Raw genomic sequence first — 18,065 nt, 5'->3', positions numbered from 1 at the left:
CATTGGGGGTAGCGGACGAGGACCGCCGCAACGATGCTCGTCAGAGAGACTGACAGCGACCGAGCGAGGAGCCTGCGTGATGCTGAGGAAGACCACACGCACGAACAACCACATCGACGACGAGACACTCGACCGCATCGACGCCTGGTGGCGGGCGGCGAACTACCTCTCGGTAGGCCAGATCTACCTGCTGGACAACCCCTTGCTGCGCGAACCACTCAGCGCCGAGCACATCAAGCCGCGGCTGCTCGGCCACTGGGGGACCTGTCCCGGACTGAACTTCATCTACGCTCACCTCAACCGGACGATCGTCGAGCGGGACGCGGACATGATCTACATCTGCGGTCCCGGCCACGGCGGACCGGCCATGGTCGCCGCATCCTGGTTGGAGGGGACGTACAGCGAGGTGTACTCGCACGTCGGAGAGGACGAGGACGGTCTGCGGGCGCTGTTCCGGCAGTTCTCGTTCCCGGGCGGGGTACCCAGCCACGTCGCCCCGGAGACGCCGGGTTCGATCCACGAAGGCGGCGAGCTCGGCTACGCCCTCTCACACGCGTACGGCGCCGCGTTGGACAATCCCGATCTCGTGGTGGCCGCCGTCATCGGGGACGGCGAGGCCGAGACCGGACCGTTGGCCACCTCCTGGCACAGCAACAAGTTCATCAACCCGGCCACCGACGGGGCCGTCCTGCCGATCCTTCACCTGAACGGCTACAAGATCGCCAACCCCGCCCTGCTGGCACGGATTCCACGAGAGGAGCTGGAGTCCCTGCTGATCGGGTACGGGCACAAGCCGTACTGGTTCGAGGCGGGATTCGACGACGAGAAGCCACACGACGTGCATCGACGCTTCGCCGCACTCCTGGACGACATTCTGGACGAGATCACCACGCTCCAGCGCGAGGCGCGCGAAGGTACCTCCACCACGCGCCCGAACTGGCCGATGATCGTGTTCAAGACACCCAAGGGCTGGACCGGCCCGCAGACCGTGGATGGTCTGCCGGTGGAGAACACCTGGCGGTCGCACCAGGTCCCGATGGGCGGCGTCCGCGGTAACGATGAGTACACCGCCCTGCTCGAGTCGTGGATGCGCTCGTACCGGCCCGAGGAACTGTTCGACTCCGCCGGCGCGCTTCGGGCGGAGATCGCCAGGCTCAACCCGGCCGGAACGCGGCGCATGAGCGCCAATCCGCACGCCAACGGGGGCGTGCTCAGCCGCGATCTCAAACTCCCGGACTTCCGTGACTATGCGGTGGACGTGCCCGAACCCGGTGGGGTGAACGCCGAAGCCACCCGGGTGCTGGGTGGCTGGCTCGGAGACGTCGTGCGGGCCAACCCGGCCAACTTCCGGATCTTCGGCCCGGACGAGACGATCTCCAACCGGCTGAAGGCCACCGTCGACGCCGGCGGCAAGGCCTGGAACGCGGAGATGCTGCCGACGGATGAGCACCTGTCGGTGGACGGGCGCGTCATCGAGATGCTCTCCGAGCACCAGTGCCAAGGCTGGCTGGAGGGGTACCTGCTGACCGGCCGGCACGGCATCTTCAACAGCTACGAGGCGTTCATCCACATCGTCGACGCGATGTTCAACCAACACGCCAAGTGGCTGAAGGTCACGCGGCACATCCCGTGGCGGGCGCCGATCCCGTCGCTGAACTACCTGCTCTCCTCGCACGTGTGGCGGCAGGATCACAACGGCTTCTCACATCAGGACCCAGGCTTCATCGACCATGTGGTGAACAAGAAGGCCGATATCATCCGGGTCTACCTGCCACCGGACGCGAACACGCTGCTGTCCACCTACGATCACTGCCTGCGCAGCCACGACTACGTCAACGTGGTGGTGTCCGGCAAGCAGGAGCAGCCGCAATGGCTCAGCGTCGACGATGCGATCGCGCACTGCACCCGCGGCATCGGCATCTGGGAGTGGGCGAGCACCGACGGCGGCAACGTCGATCCGGACGTCGTGCTGGGTTGCGCCGGCGACGTACCCACCGTGGAGACGCTGGCCGCTGTCGAACTGCTGTTGAAGTACTTCCCCGACCTCAAGATCCGGGTGGTGAACGTCGTCGACCTGATGCGACTGCAGGACTCCAAGGAACACCCGCACGGGTTGCCCGATTCCGAGTTCGACGCGTTGTTCACCACCGACCGCCCGGTGATCTTCGCCTATCACGGCTATCCGTGGCTGATCCACCGGCTGACGTATCGGCGTACCAACCACGGGAACATCCACGTGCGCGGGTACAAGGAGGAAGGAACGACGACGACGCCGTTCGACATGGTGATGCTGAACGACCTCGACCGGTATCACCTGGTCATCGACGCCATCGACCGAGTGCCGCGGCTCGGCCGGCGGGCCGCCGGGGTGCGGCAGGACATGGTCGACGCACGGCTGCGCGCCCGCCAGTACACGCGTGAGTACGGTGAGGACATCCCGGCCGTCCGCGATTGGGTGTGGCCGGGCCTGCCGACCAGCACCGGGTAGCTGCGCGGCCCGCCCGCCGACCGTCGTGGGACCATAGTCCGGGGCGGGACACGGTCAGCGGACGAGGAACGGGGCGCGTTGCAGGGCGTTTTCGAGGGATTCGGCGTCATCGCCGTGGTCATCGCGCTCGGCTACGCGCTCGGTCGCGGCGGCATCGTCGACCGGGAGGCTCAGGTCGTCCTCTCCCGGGTGGTCTTCGCCGTCGGGATCCCGACCCTGCTGTTCGTCACGCTGTCCGCCGCCGACGTGGGCACCGTCTTCTCCGCGGCGATGGTCGCGATCGGCGGCGCGGTCTTCGTGGCCGCGCTCGGCTACGCGGTGATCGCCCGGTGGCTCTGGCATCGCCCGGTCGGCACGGTGACGATCGGCACCCTGTCGAGCAGTTACGTGAACGCGGGCAACCTCGGCATACCGATCGCCGTCTATGTGCTGGGCGACGGCTCGTACGTCGCTCCGGTCATGCTGTTGCAGCTGGTGGTGATGGCCCCGGCCGCGTTCGCCGTGTTGGACACGGTGCGAGCCGGGCAACGCCCGCCCTGGCGCTCGGTGCTGCTGCGTCCGGTGGCCAACCCGGTCACCCTGGCGTCGCTGCTGGGTGTCGCCGTCGCGTCCACCGGTGTCGAGGTGCCGAACGTGGTGCAGCGCCCGGCAGAGCTGGTGGCCGGCATGGCGGTCCCGATCGCGCTGATCGTTTATGGTGCGTCGCTGCGCGGCGCCCCGTTGCCCGGGGCGGGCGGCTCGGCGCGGGACGTCGTGCTGATCGCGTCGCTCAAGCTGCTCGTCCAACCGGTGGCGGCGTACCTCATCGGCCGGTTTGTGCTGGATCTCGACGACGCCTGGCTGCTTGCCGTGACCGTGACGGCGGCTCTGCCGACGGCCCAGAACATCTTCGTCTACGCGGTGCGCTATCAGACCGGGATCGCGCTCGCCCGGGATGCGATCTTCGTCACGACCATGCTCTCCGGCGCTTCCATCCTGGTGATCGCGGCGCTGCTCGCCTGAATCCGACGGCGCTGACGAACTCGGCGGCTCATTGCTCGTCGGATCCTTGCGCCAGGGTGAGCGAGAACTCGACCAGTCCTTCGTCCTCGACCTGAACGAAGCCGAGGTTCGGCGCATCGATCTCGAAGTCGGCGAAGGTGATCGGGATCGATCCGACCACCTGGACGGTCTCGCCGGAGAGCTGCATCTGCAGGTCGACGGCGACCTCGCGAGTGACGTCGCGGACCGTCAGCTCCCCGCCGGCGGTGAGCTCGACCGGACCGCCCGCGGTCTCCAGCTCGTCCACCGGCACCGCATCGGTCAAGGTGAACGTCGAGGTCGGGAAGTCGTCGGTGTTCATGATCGCGCCACGGAACTGCCCGTCGCGGCTGTCGCTGTCCGTGGTCACGGTGGTCATGTCGACGACGATCTCCGCGGCGGTGGCCGTACCGTCGGCCACGGTGACTTCTCCGGTGACGTCGCCGGTCCGGCCGACGACCGTGTTGTCCAAGCCGTTCAGGACCTCATCCACGCGGTATCCGGCCTCCGACCCCGTGGCCACCGTCCAGGTCCCGTCCAGCACCAGTCCATCGGGCGGCGGTGCCGGCTCGTCGTCGGAGGCGTCGAGGGCGAACTCCTCCGGTGCATCGTCTTGGATCACGTTGATGTAGAACCAGGTCCCGCCGAGCACCAGCGCCGTCAGGCCGACGAGGCTGCCGAAGGCGATGATCAACCTACGCCTGAACTTCGACGACGCACGCATCGATCACTCCTGTGGATGTGGGTACGGTCGCAACCGGTCGGTTGTGTGTCTTCACATGTCCTACGACGAGTGGTGCCGGATGGATTCCGATGCCGACCGTTTCCGGGGATATTCTCAGCCATTGTTCAGAATGAGCTCGGGCAACGCACCGCGTTGCCCGAGCCACGTACCGCTATGTCGAGGGATTCGTCCGCCGGGTGCGGCCTATCCAGGACATGACACCTGCCGCGGTCATGACGGCTCCCAGCGACAGTGCCGCACCCGCGTGCAGCCAGGTCATCACCATCGGGCTGTGGTCGGTCTGCGGCAGCATGTCGTAGAAGTCCAGGGCGAACCCGGTGGAGAGCATGCCCGCCAGGCCGACCACCGCCAGCAACGCACCCGGAACCAGCGCCGCCGTCGGTGCCCAGTAGGCGCAGATGAGCGCCCCGGCCAGTACGACAGCGCCGGTGAGAGTCATCGCCACCGCCGTCCCGTCGGTGTTCTCGCCGTACATCATGGTCGACAGCCGGATGCGGTCGGCGCCGGCGGTGATGAATCCGAGGGCGAGCACGGTGGCGCCCACGCCGACTATCGCACCGATGATGTCGAGCAGTGCCGTGGGTGCCCCGGTGCTACGGCCGTGATACCCACCCGGCGGACCATAGTCGACCTGGCCATACGGGGTTCCCGCCGTACCGTAGCCCGTGCTCGCGGGCATCCGGCCCGCCGGACCTTGCTCCGCGCCCTGGGCGCGCGCGTCCGGGCGCTGGTAGGGGTTGTAGGGCTCGTGTGGTGGCGTCGTCATGATCTCAGCGTGCCGTGTGGCCGGCCCAGCCGCCAACAGGGCGGCGAAAATCGCGCGCTACAGCTGGGAGATCAACCAGCCGGCCACGACCGCGAGATACCCGATCGTCAGCGCCGCCAGCGCGATGACGGTGACCGTCTGGTGTCGCTGGGGCGGTTGCCTGAACATGCCACACCACTCGTCCGTCCGTTGAGTTCGGTGTCCCGAACTTTCCACTTCGTGATCCCATATTGACACACCTGCCGATCGGTTGCCAGGGACCACAACGAAGCACGAGCCGAGAACCACACAGACCCGGGTCCCGGCGGTCCGTACCGCCAGGCCCGGGTCCGGAAAGGACTCCAAGCGCGTGTGGGAACTACTGCGGAGTGATGAGTCCGCTCGTCTTGGACTTGGCGGACGCGAACCGCTCGGCCACGTCTCCCCAGTTGACGATGTTCCAGAACGCCGCGACGTAGTCCGGCTTGACGTTCTTGTACTGCAGGTAGAACGCGTGCTCCCACATGTCCAGCATCAGCAGCGGTACCGTGCCCACGGCGAGGTTGCCCTGGTGGTCGTAGAGCTGCTCGATCACCAGGCGCTGGCCGATGCTCTCCCACGCCAGGATCGACCAGCCCGAGCCCTGGATGCCCAGCGCCGCGGCGGTGAAGTGGGCGCGGAAGCCGTCGAAGGACCCGAAGAACTCATCGATCGCGGCACCGAGCTCACCATCCGGCTTGTCGCCGCCCTCCGGCGACATGTTGTTCCAGAAGACGGTGTGGTTGACGTGCCCGGCGAGGTTGAACGCGAGGTTCTTCTGCAGCTGGTTGACCGTGTCGAGCTTGTTCGCCGCACGTGCCTCCTCCAGCTGCTCCAGGGCCGAGTTGGTGCCGTTGACGTAGGTCTGGTGGTGCTTGGAGTGGTGCAGCTCCATGATCTGGCCGGCGATGTGCGGCTCCAGCGCACCGTAGTCGTACGGCAGGTCGGGAAGGGAGTACGTAGCCATGCGTGTGTCCTCTCATCGGTGAGCGTGCCTACATCATGCTCATTGCCAAACCTACGCCTGCTTATTCCTTCGCCACGCAAGAGGTTCGGTGATTATGGACTACGTCACGTGTCCGGCTCGTCGATGGTGATCGGTACCGCCCGGAACACATCCGGAGTGTCCCGGAGCACGCTGAGCTTCGGGTCGGGCACCGCCACATGCCGGCTCACCAGGAGGCCGTGCAGCGGCGACAGCCGCGCGTCGGCGAGCACGCGTGTGGCGGCGCCGCGGTCGCCGCCGGTGACGACGGCATCCAGGGTGGCGGCGTGCGGCATCAGCACCCGCACGGCCACATCGGCGGCCGCCTGGTACGCCTCGCGCGCCTGCTTCTCCCGACGCCGGGCGAAGCGCTGCTGCGACTGTCCGCCGGCGGCGCTGCGCCCTTGAACATGGCGCGAGCCGACCTTGGACGCGACGAGCTCCCGCCCGACGAACACGCCGGCCGCGTGCCCGCCTTTGCGCACGAGCAGCACGCCGACGCGGCGATCCTGCCACGCGTGCGCCAACAGCCCGCCGTATGCGGCGTCGGGGTCGACGTCCAGCGGCGGAAACGGTACGTCGCAGCGCGCCTGCGCTCCGTCCTCGGCGTCGACGATGACGGAGTCGGCCGTGGCGCGGTACTCCACCGCGCCGTGCCGGTCGGCGAAGCCGGCTAGCCATCGTTCCAGCCGTTCCGGGGCGACCGCGATCCTCTTGGTCGGCATCCTGCGAGCATGCCGGACACGATCGGCGGGATGCCATTCAGGGTGTCACGCGGGTGCGGCCCCGTGCCGCGCGGAGCTGGCTACAGGCGAGTGACCTTCGGGTTGGGAAGGCTGATCGTCTGGGTCCCGGCGCCGAAATCGACGTAGACCTTGTTGTCCTTGCCGAGCCCGACGACCCGGCCGAGGCCGAAGCGGTCGTGGGTCAGAAGGTCATCGACAGAGAATTTCTCGACCGGCTGCTGCGAGATGGGTTGGAAGGGGCTGGACGGCAGAACTCGCCGGTTGGTGGTGCTAGGGGTCATACGGGTCAGTCTTGCGCACGTGGAGCACGTTGTGTAGCCCTCGTCACAAAGTTTGCACCCGATCTTTACTTTTGCTGGTCGCCGGCAGCGGGCCGGCGGGCCGACATGCGAACTGGTGAGTGATGAGTATGGTGGCGAAGACGGCGGCCGTGGTGGCGACGACGCCGAGCGCGCTCCCGGTGTACGCCTCGAGCAGGTCACTGCGATTGGTTACCGTATCGGTCCTGGTCAACGCGTCGCTGGTGCTCTGCAGGGCAGACGCCGAGAGCAGACCCGAGATGAAGCCGGCGACCAGCATCAGCCCTCCCACGACCGTGGTGGGCACGATCGCGGAGTCAGGCGGCCGGACGGTCTCCGGGCTGCCGAGTGCGGTGACGAACATGGTGAGCCCGGCCCAGGCCATGACGACGGTCAACGCCGCGACCACGTCCGAGGGGCGGTGCCACCCGCCGACCATGGTGGCGACACCGGTCGCCGCGGTGTAACCGGCGGCGAGCACCGCCACGGTGGGGCGGGTGTGCCGGGGGACCACGAGTAGCAGGGCGGCGGCGACGCTGGCGGCCACCGTTGTATGCCCACTGGGGAGCGAGTTGTCGATCGCCCCGGCGGTATCGGCCAGATCGGGCCGGTCCAGAACGACGTACTTGAGGAACTGCGTGGTGATGTTCGCGCCGCCGACCAGGATCGTCACCTGCAGAGCCAGCAGCCAGCGCCGCCGGATCAGCGCGATGACCGCGGCCGCGCCCAGTACCACCACGATGAACGGGATCGACACGATCTCCAATACCGGCTCGGCAACCCGCCACAGTGTGGTGTGCCCGATCTCCGAGCCGCGGAAGGCAGTGTCGTCGATGCGCTGGCCGACGCTGGTGCCGACGAAGTACCGCCACGTCAACCAGGTCCCGACGACGCCGGCAGCGCACATGAGGAGCCCGAGGACGGCGCTGCCCGCGCGCGGGGTGGAACTGTGCATCCTTCGAGATTAAGCGCCGACGAGCGGATTCCGCCCCGACACGACGATGACATGCGTCCCACCGAGCCACTCATGCCGGCTCGATGCCGGCCACCGGATGTTTCGCACCGGGCCGGCATGGCGTGTGAAGGGTGTGCCCGCTCCCTACGCCATGCCGGCCCGGACTGATCCGACCGACGCCGGTGTCAGTTGCGCAGCGCCTCGATCATCAGGTCGCCGGCGTCCGGTGCCGGCGGGTCGTCGTCGGTGACGCGTCGGCGGCGACGAAGCAGCGGCACGAGGGTGACCGCCAGGCCGGCGAGAGCGATGAGCGTCACCAGGATCAGTCCCGGCCGGAACTGATCGAGCGCCTCTTGTGCCGTGTGTTCGCCGGCGCCCTCGCTTCCGTTGGTCACCAGCGCGGTGGTGACCGCCAGCACCAGCGCGGCGCCCACCTGCATCGAGGTCTGCACCAAGCCTGCGGCAAGCCCCTGCTCGTGGTCCGCGACCCCTGCCGTGGCCTGCACGTTGATCGAGGGGAAACCGAGGGCGAAGCCGGTGCCGAGCAACAGCACGCTGGGCAGGATCACGGCGACGTAGTTCGGGTCCGGTTCGATCCGGAACAGGAACAGGAGGTAACCCAGGCTCAGCGCCGCGAGCGCGACGATGATCAGCCGAGGAGTGCCCAGGCGGGCGATCATCCGGTCCGCGCTGGGCGCCGTGAGCACCACCAGCATGCCGGCCGGGAGCAGCGCCATCGCCATACCCAAGGCCGACCAGCCGAGCACGTCCTGCAGGTACAGGGTCAGCATGAACTGGAAGCTCAGGTATGAGCCGAACAGCGCGATGATGGCGATACTCGCCCGCACGATGTGACCGATGCGGAGGATGCCCAGCCGCACCAGCGGATTCGCGACGCGCTGCTCGACGACGACGAAGGTGGTCAGCAATGCGGCGGCGAGCGCGAACGAGGCCAGTGTGCCCGGATGGGTCCATCCCAGCTCCGGTGCGGAGACGACGGTGTAGACGAGTAGGAGCATGCCTCCGGTCAGGGTGACGGCCCCCGCGATGTCGTAGCCGCCGGTGGCCGCCGGGCGATCACGGGGGATCAACGCAATGCCGGCGATGAGTGCGGCGACGGCGATCGGGACCGGTGCGAGGAAGGTCCAGCGCCAGCCGATGCCGGTCATCAGGCCGCCGACGATCAGACCGGACGAGAAGCCGCTGGCGCCGAAGACCGTGTAGATGGAGAGCGCCTTGTTGCGGGCGGCCCCTTCGGCGAACGTGGTGGTGATGATCGACAGCCCGGTCGGAGCTGTGAACGCGGCGCTGATCCCCTTGATCAGACGGGTGATGATCAGCAGCGGGCCGTTGCTGACCAGCCCACCGAGCAGGGAGGCGATGGCGAAGACGGCGAGGGCGATCAGGAAGACCTTGCGCCGGCCGAGCAGGTCGGCGGTGCGGCCGCCGAGCAGCAACAGCCCGCCGAACCCGAGGACGTAGCCGCTGACGATCCATTGCAGGGTCGAGGTCGACAGCTCCAGTTCGGCGCCGATGGACGGCAGTGCGACGCCGACCATCGAGACGTCGAGGCCGTCCAGGAAGAGGACGAGGCAGAGAACGGCGAGGATCCCCCAGAGCCGCGGGGTCCAACGCTGCGCGTCCGGTGCTGCGCCGGACGCGGGTGGTAGTGCGGTAGAAGTCACGCTCGGAGACACTACATGCATGTGCATTGAATGCACAAGCATAAAATGTGCTCGCATTGTTCTTCGCTCGGTGTTACCATGCGGTTCGTGGTCCAGACACAGGAGCGCCAACTCGTGTCCCGCTGGCGCGAGCTGCTCACCAGCTACAACGAGATCGCGTGTGCGCTGGATCGGGACCTGCAGGCACAGCACGGCATCGGCCGTAGCGAGTTCGAGGTGCTCGATCGGCTCGTCGAGTCCGGCCAGGAGAAACTCCGCATGCATGATCTCGCCGGCGGCATGTACCTGAGCCAGAGTGCGCTCTCCCGCGCGGTCGCCCGGCTGGAACGCGACGGTTTCGTGGAGCGATCCATGTGCATGGATGACCGCCGGGCGATCTTCATCAAGCCGACCGCGCGGGGCCGGGAGCTGCACACCAAGGCTCGTGACACCCACCGGACGGTACTCGCCGAGTTCCTTGCCGACTGACGTGGCCGGCTCCATCCCGACGAGTACCGTGCGCGTCGGCGTCCGATGATCAGCGCGCCGCGGCGACGCTCTCAGACTCGGTGGACGACGGCGCGTCGTCGGTCTCCCGCAGTCCGAACCGGGCGTGCAGGCGGCGCAGCGGTGCGGGTGCCCACCACGTGGACCGGCCGCAGATCTTCATCATCGCCGGCAGCATCGCGCCCCGGATCAGCGTGGCGTCCAGCAGGACCGCGAGCGGCAACCCGATGCCGAACGCCTTCATCAGCGTGATCTCGGAGAACAGGAACGCCAGGAAGACGATCGAGATCAGCACTGCGGCCGCGGTGACGATCCGCCCGATCCGCTCCAGGCCCTCCGCGACGGCCGCCGTGCCGTCACCGGTCCGTTCATACTCCTCTCGAATCCGGGAGAGCATGAAGACCTGGTAGTCCATCGCCAGCCCGAACGCGACGGCGAACAGCATCACGGGCACCGTCCCGGCCAGACTCCCCGTGACCGTGAACCCGCCCAGCAGCCCGGTCAGGTTGCCCTCCTGGAAGATCCACACCAAGGCGCCGAACGTCGCGGTCAGACTCAGTCCGCTGAGCAACAACGCCAGGAACGGAAGGACCACGCTGCCGGTCAGCAGGAACAGCAGCACCACCATGCAGATCGCGAGCGCCGCCATACTATACGGCAGCCAGCTGGTCAGCGCGTCGTTGCCGTCGACGGTCACCGCGGGCAGGCCGCCGACCAGGACGTCGGACGGCGCCGGCGTCGCACGGACGGTCTCCACCAGGTCCTGAGCGGCCTGGGAATCGCCGGCCAGCGGCACCACGTGCAGATACCGGGCGCCGTCGGCGGCGAAACGCTGGTGCGCCGGCCCGGCCGGGGCAATCTGCTCACCCCCCGCGTAACTGCCGGTGACGGTGTCGACCCGGGCGACGTGGTCCAGCTGCGAGACCTGAGTCGCGTAACCGGCGATCTCCTCGTCGGTAACCTCGGCGTCTTCGGTGACGACGACCTGAAGCGCGTTCTGCTCCCCGGAGCCGAACTCGGCGCGGATCGTCTCCGAGACCTGCCGCGACTGGGCGGTCTCGGGCATCGTCCGCTCGTCCACCTCACCCAGGTTGAGGTTGAGGAACGGCGCGCCGAGGACGAGCAAGAACGCGGCCACGAGCGTCGCGATCGGGATCGGCCGGCGCATCACCAGCGTCGCGATCCGGTGCCACATGCCGGACTCCGCCGTGTCCTGTTCCACCACCCCGGCCGGCCTCCGCCGCCGTCGTCCGGTCCGCTCGAGCCGACGGCCGAGCAGGGCGAACGTCGCCGGTAGCACGGTGAGTGCTGCCGCGCCCGCCAGCAGGGCGGTGGCCATGCCGGCGTAGCTGACCGAACGCAGCGCATCCAGCGGGAACCAGACCAGCGCCGAGAGCGCGATGGCGACCGTGACCGCGGAGAAGATCACGGTGCGTCCGGCGGTTCGCATGGTGGTCTCGATCGCCGCCGCCACCGGCCGGCCGCGTCGCAGTTCCTCCCGATACCGGTTGACCATCAGCAGGCTGTAATCGATCGCCAGACCGAGCCCGAGGAGCGTGACCACGTTCACCGCGAGCACGGCCAGATCGGTTACCTCCGCCAGGACCCACATGACGCCCATGCCGACAAGCACGGTGACCATGGCCACGGCAAGCGGCAACATGGCGGCGACGATGCTGCCGAAGATCAGCACCAGCGCGATCAGCGTCACCGGAAAGACGATCAGCTCCGCCTTGATCACGTCCCGTTCGCTCTGCTCGGTCAGCTCGTGTTCGAACATGGCGTAGCCGCCGATCGTCACGGTCAGTCCGTCCTGCTCGCCGCCGTAGCTGGGGATGAGCTCGGTCAGCGTCGCGTCGACCTCATTGGGGTCGCCTTCGATTCCGGCGAGGATCAGGGCCTTGTCGCCGTCGTCGTTGCGCAGCGACTCCTGCCCCGTGGCCCAATACGAGACCACGTCGGAGACGCCGGGCTCCGCGGCCAGGCGCTCGGTCAGCTCGGCACCGGCGTCGACGGCACCCGGATCGTCCACCCCGCGAGGCGCACTCACGAGCAGGACGAGGTTAGGCTGATCCTGTCCGAAGGTCTCCTCGAGGATGTCGCTGACCTCGCCTGACTCCGCATTCGGATCGGTCCAGCCGCCGGCGGAGAGCTTGCTGAACAGGGTCGCGCCCGATGAGCCCGCGACCAGCGCGAGGAGCGCCGCGGTGATCAGGACCGCGCGTCTGTGCCGGAGGGCGAGGCCGGCGAGCCTGGCGACCCCGCTGGTTCGGTGAGGGGTGGCTGTAGTCGTCATGCACCCAAGAGCCGTCTCGGATGCCAGAGTGTGACACTCGGACGTCGTCGTGCGGCAGATGTCACACATCTCGCGGCCGCGGCGTCCTTGTTCACGAAGCATCGGCGCGTTCCGATGAGGAGTGGACCGGACAATGGAGGAGAAGACGATGGACCACGAGGCCGCGGATGCCGGGTACCCGACGGACGACTCGCCGGGCGCGTCGTTCGATGCGGCGACGGCCGTCTTCGCCCAGCACCGGGAGCTGCTGTTCTCGATCGCCTATAACATCCTCGGCACCGTCGCGGACACCGAGGACGTGCTGCAGGAGACCTGGCTGTCCTGGGCAGCGGCGGATCGGTCGACCGTGGGCAACGTGCGTGCGTACCTGGTGCGCATCGCCGTCAACCAGGCGATGTCGCGGCTGCGCCGGGTGCAGCGCAACCGGGAGACGTATGTCGGGCCGTGGCTGCCCGAGCCGCTCGTCACCGATACGGACGCCGCCGAAGGAGCGCTGCGAGCGGAGTCCGTCTCGCTGGCGCTGATGGTGGTCCTGGAGACGCTGACACCGCTGGAGCGAGCCGTCTTCGTGCTGCATGAGGCGTTCGGGTACGGCCACAACGAGATCGCGAAGATTCTGGACCGTTCGCCGGCGGCGGTGCGGCAGCTGGCGCACCGCGCCCGCGAGCACGTCGAGGCCCGGCGTCCGCGGACGGCCGTCGATCCGGAGGCACGCAAGGCGGTGACGGAACGGTTCATCGCCGCCGCGGCCGGCGGAGACCTGAACGCGTTGCTGGACGTACTCGCACCGGATGTGGCGATGTGGACCGATGCCGGGGGCAAGACCAAGGCCGCGCGGCAGGTCGTCACCGGGCGGGACAAGGTGGCGCGCCTGCTGACCTCGGACAAGATCCACCGGGAGCTGGAGGGACTCACGGTGCGGTCCGTGCTGGTCAACGGCGAGCCCGCGCTCGCCATGTATACCGGCGACCGGATGTACGCGATCGGCGTCGTGGACGTCAGCGACGACGGTGCGCACGTCAGCGGCATCTACGGCATCCTCAACCCGGACAAGCTCGAGTCGATCGCCGAAAGCATGCACCGGCGTGGGGTCTGAGACGTCCCGGGACGCCTGTACCGAGCCTGGAGCTCAGGAGGCGAGCCAGCCGCCGTCGACCGACAGTACGTGGCCGTTGACGTAACCGGCCGCCTCGCTCGCGAGGAAGACCGCGGGACCGACCATGTCCTCCGGCGTGGCCCAGCGTCCGGCGGGAATGCGCGTGCTGATCTCCGCCAGCCGCGTGTGGTCGTCCCTGATCCCGGTGGTGTTGGCGGTCACGACGTATCCCGGCGCGAGAGCGTTGACGTTCACTCCTCGACCCGACCACTCGTTCGCCAGCGCCCGAGTCAGCCCGACGACGGCGTGTTTGCTCGCCGTGTAGGCCGGCACGTTGCGGCCGCCCTGGAACGACAACATGGAAGCGACCGTGATGATGCGGCCGGTCTCGCGGCGCAACATGTGGGTCCCGAACGCGCGGCTGAGCACCCACGCCGCGTCGAGATTGACGGTGAGCACACGCCGCCACTCCGACAGGGGCACGTTCTCGGCCGGGCCGCGGGCGATGACGCCGGCATTGTTCACCAGCACATCGACGGTGCGGGTCGAAGCGAGTTCACCGGCGACGGCAGCCGCGTTATCGAGGTCCGTCAGATCCGCGACGACGGACTCGGCAGAGCCGCCGCCGTCGACGATCTCCGCCGCGACCTCCGTGACCCCCTCCGTGCGTCCCCAGGCGATGACGTGGGCGCCCGCCTCGGCGTAGCCGCGCGCGATCGCTCGCCCGATCCCCGAGCGGGCTCCGGTGACGACGGCGGTCCGGCCGTCGAGACGGAACGCAGCGGTCATCGAAGCTCCGCGATGCCGACGGCGTCCATGTCGTCGAAGGCCTGATTCTCGCCGGCCATCGCCCAGACGAATGAGTAGGCGCTTGTTCCCGCACCCGAGTGCACAGACCAGGGTGGGCTGATCACCGCCTGCCCATCGGCGACGATCAGGGTGCGCAGCTCATCGGGACGTCCGCACAGATGCATCACCCGGTCCGCGTCACCGAGACCGGTGTAGAGATAGACCTCCGTGCGCCGATCGTGGGTGTGCGGCGGCATCGTGTTCCACACGCTGCCGCCCTCAAGCGTGGTGATGCCGAGCACGAGGCGGTCCGACGCCACCCCGCCGGCATGCACGTACCGTCGCAACGACCGTAGGTTCGCCGACCCCGCCTCGCCCAGGTGCAGGGTCTCGGCCTCTGCGGCCGGCGCGAGCGCCGTGGGATATCGGGTGCTGGCCGGCGCCGACACCAGATAGAAGCGAGCGGCGTCTCCGGCCAACTCCACGGACTCGGTCCCCACGCCCACGTAGAGCACGTCGTGATGGCCGAGCTTGTACCGAACGCCGTCGGCGGTGACGGTGCCGGCTTCGGCGCTCAGGTTCACCACGGCGAGCTCCCGCCGAGCGCAGAACGTCTGCGTACGCAACTCGTCCGGAGCGGTCAGGGTGAGCGGCGCGTCGTCGGGTACGGCGCCCCCGACGACGATCCGGTCGTCGTGCGTCAGGACGAGGCGGATCGCGCCGGGCACGAAGAGGTCGTCGACCAGGAAGCGTGCGCGCAGCGCCTCCGCGTCGAGAAGGGAGGCGTCGTCGGGGTGGGTGGAGTGGCGGATGTCCATCGAGTGTCTCTCTCCTCAGTGCGTCGGTGCCGGGGCTGAGCTGACGGGCGCGGTCAGGGCCAGCCCGAATCCCGGCAGGTCGGGTACGTCGATCGCACCCTCCGAGAGACGGTAGGCGTCGGTGTCCACCCCTTCGGTCGTCCCCGGCACTCCCTCCACGGTGATGACTCCGCCGAGGCCCACCGCCATGGTGGCGGCGTAGAGCGTCTTCAACGGCATGCCCCAGGCGTGTGGCGACGCGGCGACGCCGAGCTCCTGGAGCGTCGGCATGATTCTTCGCCACGCGGTCAGCCCGTAGTCGATGACATCCATGAGCAGGACGTCGATCAGCCCCGCCTCGGCGAGCTCGATCAGCTGCGCCTCGTCGGGCCGATACTCGCCGTCCGCCACGAGGGTGCGGCTGCCTGACGACGCCAGGTAGTCGCGAAGCAGGGTGAGACCGGCCGTCTCCTCGTGGAACGGCTCTTCCACCCAGAACAGGTCGCAGTCCTCCACGGCACGCAGATAACGCACGGTGTCAGCGGGGCTGAAGCCGTTGTTCGCATCCACCAGGAGGCGCGCGCCGGGATACGCCTCCCGGACCGCGCGGGTCACCTCCACGTCGCGGGCGAAGCCTGCCTCCGGATCCATCCACCGGTTGCCCCGCCCGATCTTCAGCTTGAACGCGCGGAAGCCGGCGGCCCAATCGGAGGCGCAGTTCGCGAGCACCGCGTCGATACCGCGCGGAGCATCGTCCGGATCGAGGTCGTCGAAGTAGATCGCTCCCGAGTAGCAGGTGACGGGGCCGTCTCCGGCGTCACCGAGCAGTGTGTGCACCGGCGTACCGAGGATGGTTCCGGCGAGGTCATGCAGGGCGAAGTCGAGGGGGAGAGCAGGTAGGTGCACGACGCCGGCGGCCGGGTCGAACAGATCGCTCACAGGCATGCCGATGACGGCGCCGCAGTCGTCGACGGAGCCCCGGATGACGCCCCACCCGCTGGCGCCGGCGTCGGTGCGGACAACGGCGACGGTGGAGTCGAACCCCGAGCCGTGGCTGGGGAGCCGAGCGTTGCGGCCCACCGTGCGTGGGTAGCGCGTCGTGATCCGGGCGGTCTCGATCGTGGCGATGCGGTGGTCGGCAAGCATGGGTCTCCAGTGCGGTATCAGGGCGCGCCGAGGTCTCGGGACAGGGCGCGGACCGTGGACAGGACTGCGGTCACGATGGCGTCGTGTTTGGCGAGAATGCGATCGGTGGGGCCTCCCACGCTGATGGCTGCGGCCGGTGCGCCGCTGTGGTCGAGAACCGCTGCGGCGACGCACCTGACCTCGGGCTCCAGCTCGCGGTCGTCGATGGCGAAGCCGCGTTGGCGGGTCGCATCGAGCTCGGCGCGCAGCCTCTCCGGGTCGGTGATCGTCGACGGCGTCACCGGGCGCAGCTCGAGCCGGTCGATGACGGCGTCGCGCTCGCTGTCCGGGAGCGCGGCCAGGTACGCCTTGCCGAGTGCGGTGCAGTGCAGCGGGCGGTGGCTGCCGGGCCTGGCCGTCATCGTGACGACGCTGGGGCCCACCTCCTGGAGGACGTACACGACGTCGTCGCCCTCGATAATGGCGAGGAACGCGGTTTCCGCCACCTCGGCGACGAGATCGCGCAGCCGCCTGGCGGCGAGATCGTAGAGGTCGATGTTGCCGAGCGCGCGAAGACCGAGCCGGATGGCGTTGCCGCCCAGCCGGATCCCGCCGCCGTCCTGTTGCTCGGAGAGGAACCCCCGGTCCCGAAGCTGCGAGACGAGCCGGTAGGCGGCGCTGCGCGAGATGCCGAGCTCCGCGGCGATCTCGCCCACGCTGACTCGTCCGTGCTCGGCGACGAACTCGAGGATCGTGAGGCCACGGGCCAGGGTTCCGGACGTGGTTTCAGGGCTGGATGTGTTGCGCGGGCTCATGCCCGCCATCCTCCCAGAAGCTCCCGCCCGCGCAGCGGCCGTGACCAGCGTCATCCCTTGAGCCCCGAGCGCGATACGCCGGCGATGATGTACCGCTGACAGAATGCGTAGACGAGCAGCACCGGCACGCTCGCGAGTACGGCCCCGGCCATGATCGCCGGATAGTCGGTCGCGTAGGAGCCCTGGAGCGTCGCCAGCCCGGCCGGCAGGGTCAGGTTCTCCGGGTTGAACAGCACATACAGCGGCCACAGGAAGTCGTTCCAGCTGGTGAGGAAGGACAGCACCGCCAGCGTCGCCAGGGGCGGCTTGGAGAGCGGGACGACGATGCGCCAGAACGTCTGCCAGCGATTGGCGCCGTCGACCACGGCCGCCTCCTCGAGCTCCGGCGGGAGGGAGAGGAAGAACTGGCGCAAGAAGAACACCCCGAACGCCGACGCCGCGCTCGGCACGACGAGCGCCCACATCGTGTCGAGCCAGCCGACGGCGTCCACGATGAGGTAGTTCGGCATGAGGAACACGAAACCGGGCACGAAGAGCGTGCTCACGATCAGTCCGAACGCCACGTTCTTGCCGCGGAAGTCCATGCGCGCCAGGGCGTAGGCGGCAAGCGATGCGGTCAGCAGCACGAGCGCCGTGGTCGCGATACCGACAAGGACGCTGTTCAGGAGCCAGCGCAGGACCGGCGCCTGAGCATCTCTGAAGAGGGTGGTGTAACCCTCGGTCGAGAATGTGGGTGGGATCCATTCCGGCGGGAGTGCCGTGGCATCGCCCCGGGTCTTGAACGAGGTGGAGATCATCCACAAGATCGGCGCGAAGAAGATCACGGACAGTGCGAACAGCACGACGTAGAACGGGCCGCGGCGCCATCGGACGCCATTGCGGCGGTGCCGCGGCCTGCTCGTGGCGCTGTCGGTCGGGGCGGTGTGCGCGTGCCGGGGTGTAGTCGTCGTCATG

General features: G+C 68.4%; 17 protein-coding genes. 4 read left to right on the top strand and 13 right to left on the bottom strand.

From position 1 onward, the window contains the following. The first annotated feature begins 79 nt into the window (after positions 1 to 79). Entirely contained in the window at positions 80 to 2,488 is a 2,409-nt protein-coding gene (locus tag G1H10_RS00505) for a phosphoketolase family protein (RefSeq protein WP_163731133.1), read from the top strand. 78 nt (positions 2,489 to 2,566) lie between these two features. Then, the gene (locus tag G1H10_RS00500; RefSeq protein ID WP_163731130.1) at positions 2,567 to 3,490 is read left to right on the top strand and encodes an AEC family transporter; all 924 of its coding nucleotides are present in this window, start codon (positions 2,567 to 2,569) and stop codon (positions 3,488 to 3,490) included. A 28-nt stretch (positions 3,491 to 3,518) separates the two neighbouring features. Here the strand turns inward: G1H10_RS00500 and G1H10_RS00495 are convergent, their stop codons facing one another. The 7 genes from G1H10_RS00495 to G1H10_RS00465 all read right to left on the bottom strand — a co-directional run bounded on the left by G1H10_RS00495 (position 3,519) and on the right by G1H10_RS00465 (position 9,728). Further along, a complete protein-coding gene (locus G1H10_RS00495) occupies positions 3,519 to 4,232 on the bottom strand; it encodes a YceI family protein (protein ID WP_163731127.1) in 714 nt (237 codons plus the stop codon). A 172-nt stretch (positions 4,233 to 4,404) separates the two neighbouring features. After that, on the bottom strand, positions 4,405 to 5,019 hold the full coding sequence (locus tag G1H10_RS00490) for a hypothetical protein (protein WP_163731125.1): 615 nt from the start codon (positions 5,017 to 5,019) through the stop codon (positions 4,405 to 4,407). A gap of 358 nt (positions 5,020 to 5,377) precedes the next feature. Further along, the gene (locus G1H10_RS00485) at positions 5,378 to 6,004 is read right to left on the bottom strand and encodes a superoxide dismutase (RefSeq protein WP_163731122.1); all 627 of its coding nucleotides are present in this window, start codon (positions 6,002 to 6,004) and stop codon (positions 5,378 to 5,380) included. Between the two features lie 104 nt (positions 6,005 to 6,108). Further along, complete coding sequence (locus G1H10_RS00480) at positions 6,109 to 6,747, bottom strand: acVLRF1 family peptidyl-tRNA hydrolase (protein WP_163731119.1); 639 nt, start codon at positions 6,745 to 6,747, stop codon at positions 6,109 to 6,111. Between the two features lie 80 nt (positions 6,748 to 6,827). Continuing rightward, positions 6,828 to 7,049 carry a hypothetical protein gene (locus G1H10_RS00475; RefSeq protein ID WP_163731116.1) on the bottom strand — a complete coding sequence of 74 codons (222 nt, stop codon included), beginning with the start codon at positions 7,047 to 7,049 and terminating at the stop codon, positions 6,828 to 6,830. A gap of 43 nt (positions 7,050 to 7,092) precedes the next feature. Then, positions 7,093 to 8,022: a phosphatase PAP2 family protein gene (locus G1H10_RS00470; RefSeq protein WP_216852755.1), complete on the bottom strand. Its 930-nt coding sequence runs from the start codon at positions 8,020 to 8,022 to the stop codon at positions 7,093 to 7,095. A 185-nt stretch (positions 8,023 to 8,207) separates the two neighbouring features. Next, positions 8,208 to 9,728, bottom strand: a complete 1,521-nt coding sequence (locus G1H10_RS00465) for an MFS transporter (RefSeq protein WP_281354045.1) — start codon at positions 9,726 to 9,728, stop codon at positions 8,208 to 8,210. Positions 9,729 to 9,785: 57 nt separating this feature from the next. Here G1H10_RS00465 and G1H10_RS00460 point away from each other — a divergent pair, with 57 nt between their 5' ends. Further along, positions 9,786 to 10,175 (top strand): MarR family transcriptional regulator, encoded by a 390-nt coding sequence (locus tag G1H10_RS00460; protein WP_163731110.1) that lies wholly within the window; start codon positions 9,786 to 9,788, stop codon positions 10,173 to 10,175. A gap of 49 nt (positions 10,176 to 10,224) precedes the next feature. Here the strand turns inward: G1H10_RS00460 and G1H10_RS00455 are convergent, their stop codons facing one another. Then, the gene (locus tag G1H10_RS00455) at positions 10,225 to 12,489 is read right to left on the bottom strand and encodes an MMPL family transporter (protein ID WP_163731107.1); all 2,265 of its coding nucleotides are present in this window, start codon (positions 12,487 to 12,489) and stop codon (positions 10,225 to 10,227) included. Between the two features lie 148 nt (positions 12,490 to 12,637). On the opposite strand from G1H10_RS00455, the gene sigJ reads away from it, so the two are divergent. Further along, positions 12,638 to 13,585, top strand: a complete 948-nt coding sequence (gene sigJ, locus G1H10_RS00450) for an RNA polymerase sigma factor SigJ (RefSeq protein WP_163731104.1) — start codon at positions 12,638 to 12,640, stop codon at positions 13,583 to 13,585. A 33-nt stretch (positions 13,586 to 13,618) separates the two neighbouring features. On the opposite strand, the gene G1H10_RS00445 is transcribed toward sigJ, so the two are convergent. Genes G1H10_RS00445 through G1H10_RS00425 form a run of 5 tightly spaced genes read right to left on the bottom strand, consistent with a single transcriptional unit; the run spans position 13,619 to position 18,064 of the window. After that, a complete protein-coding gene (locus G1H10_RS00445; RefSeq protein ID WP_163731101.1) occupies positions 13,619 to 14,374 on the bottom strand; it encodes an SDR family oxidoreductase in 756 nt (251 codons plus the stop codon). After that, complete coding sequence (gene kduI / locus G1H10_RS00440) at positions 14,371 to 15,192, bottom strand: 5-dehydro-4-deoxy-D-glucuronate isomerase (protein WP_163731098.1); 822 nt, start codon at positions 15,190 to 15,192, stop codon at positions 14,371 to 14,373. The genes G1H10_RS00445 and kduI overlap by 4 nt, the downstream gene beginning before the upstream one ends. A gap of 15 nt (positions 15,193 to 15,207) precedes the next feature. After that, entirely contained in the window at positions 15,208 to 16,317 is a 1,110-nt protein-coding gene (locus tag G1H10_RS00435; RefSeq protein ID WP_163731096.1) for an enolase C-terminal domain-like protein, read from the bottom strand. 17 nt (positions 16,318 to 16,334) lie between these two features. Beyond that, the gene (locus tag G1H10_RS00430) at positions 16,335 to 17,111 is read right to left on the bottom strand and encodes an IclR family transcriptional regulator (RefSeq protein ID WP_163731093.1); all 777 of its coding nucleotides are present in this window, start codon (positions 17,109 to 17,111) and stop codon (positions 16,335 to 16,337) included. Positions 17,112 to 17,161: 50 nt separating this feature from the next. Then, positions 17,162 to 18,064 carry a carbohydrate ABC transporter permease gene (locus G1H10_RS00425; protein WP_163731090.1) on the bottom strand — a complete coding sequence of 301 codons (903 nt, stop codon included), beginning with the start codon at positions 18,062 to 18,064 and terminating at the stop codon, positions 17,162 to 17,164. Between the last annotated feature and the right edge of the window lies 1 nt (position 18,065).

This window comes from Phytoactinopolyspora halotolerans, assembly GCF_010550675.1.
In the GTDB taxonomy this organism is placed as follows: Bacteria; Actinomycetota; Actinomycetes; order Jiangellales; family Jiangellaceae; genus Phytoactinopolyspora; species Phytoactinopolyspora halotolerans.
The sequence above is the reverse complement of the archived record's forward strand: the minus strand, read 5'-3'. Positions and strand labels throughout refer to the sequence as shown.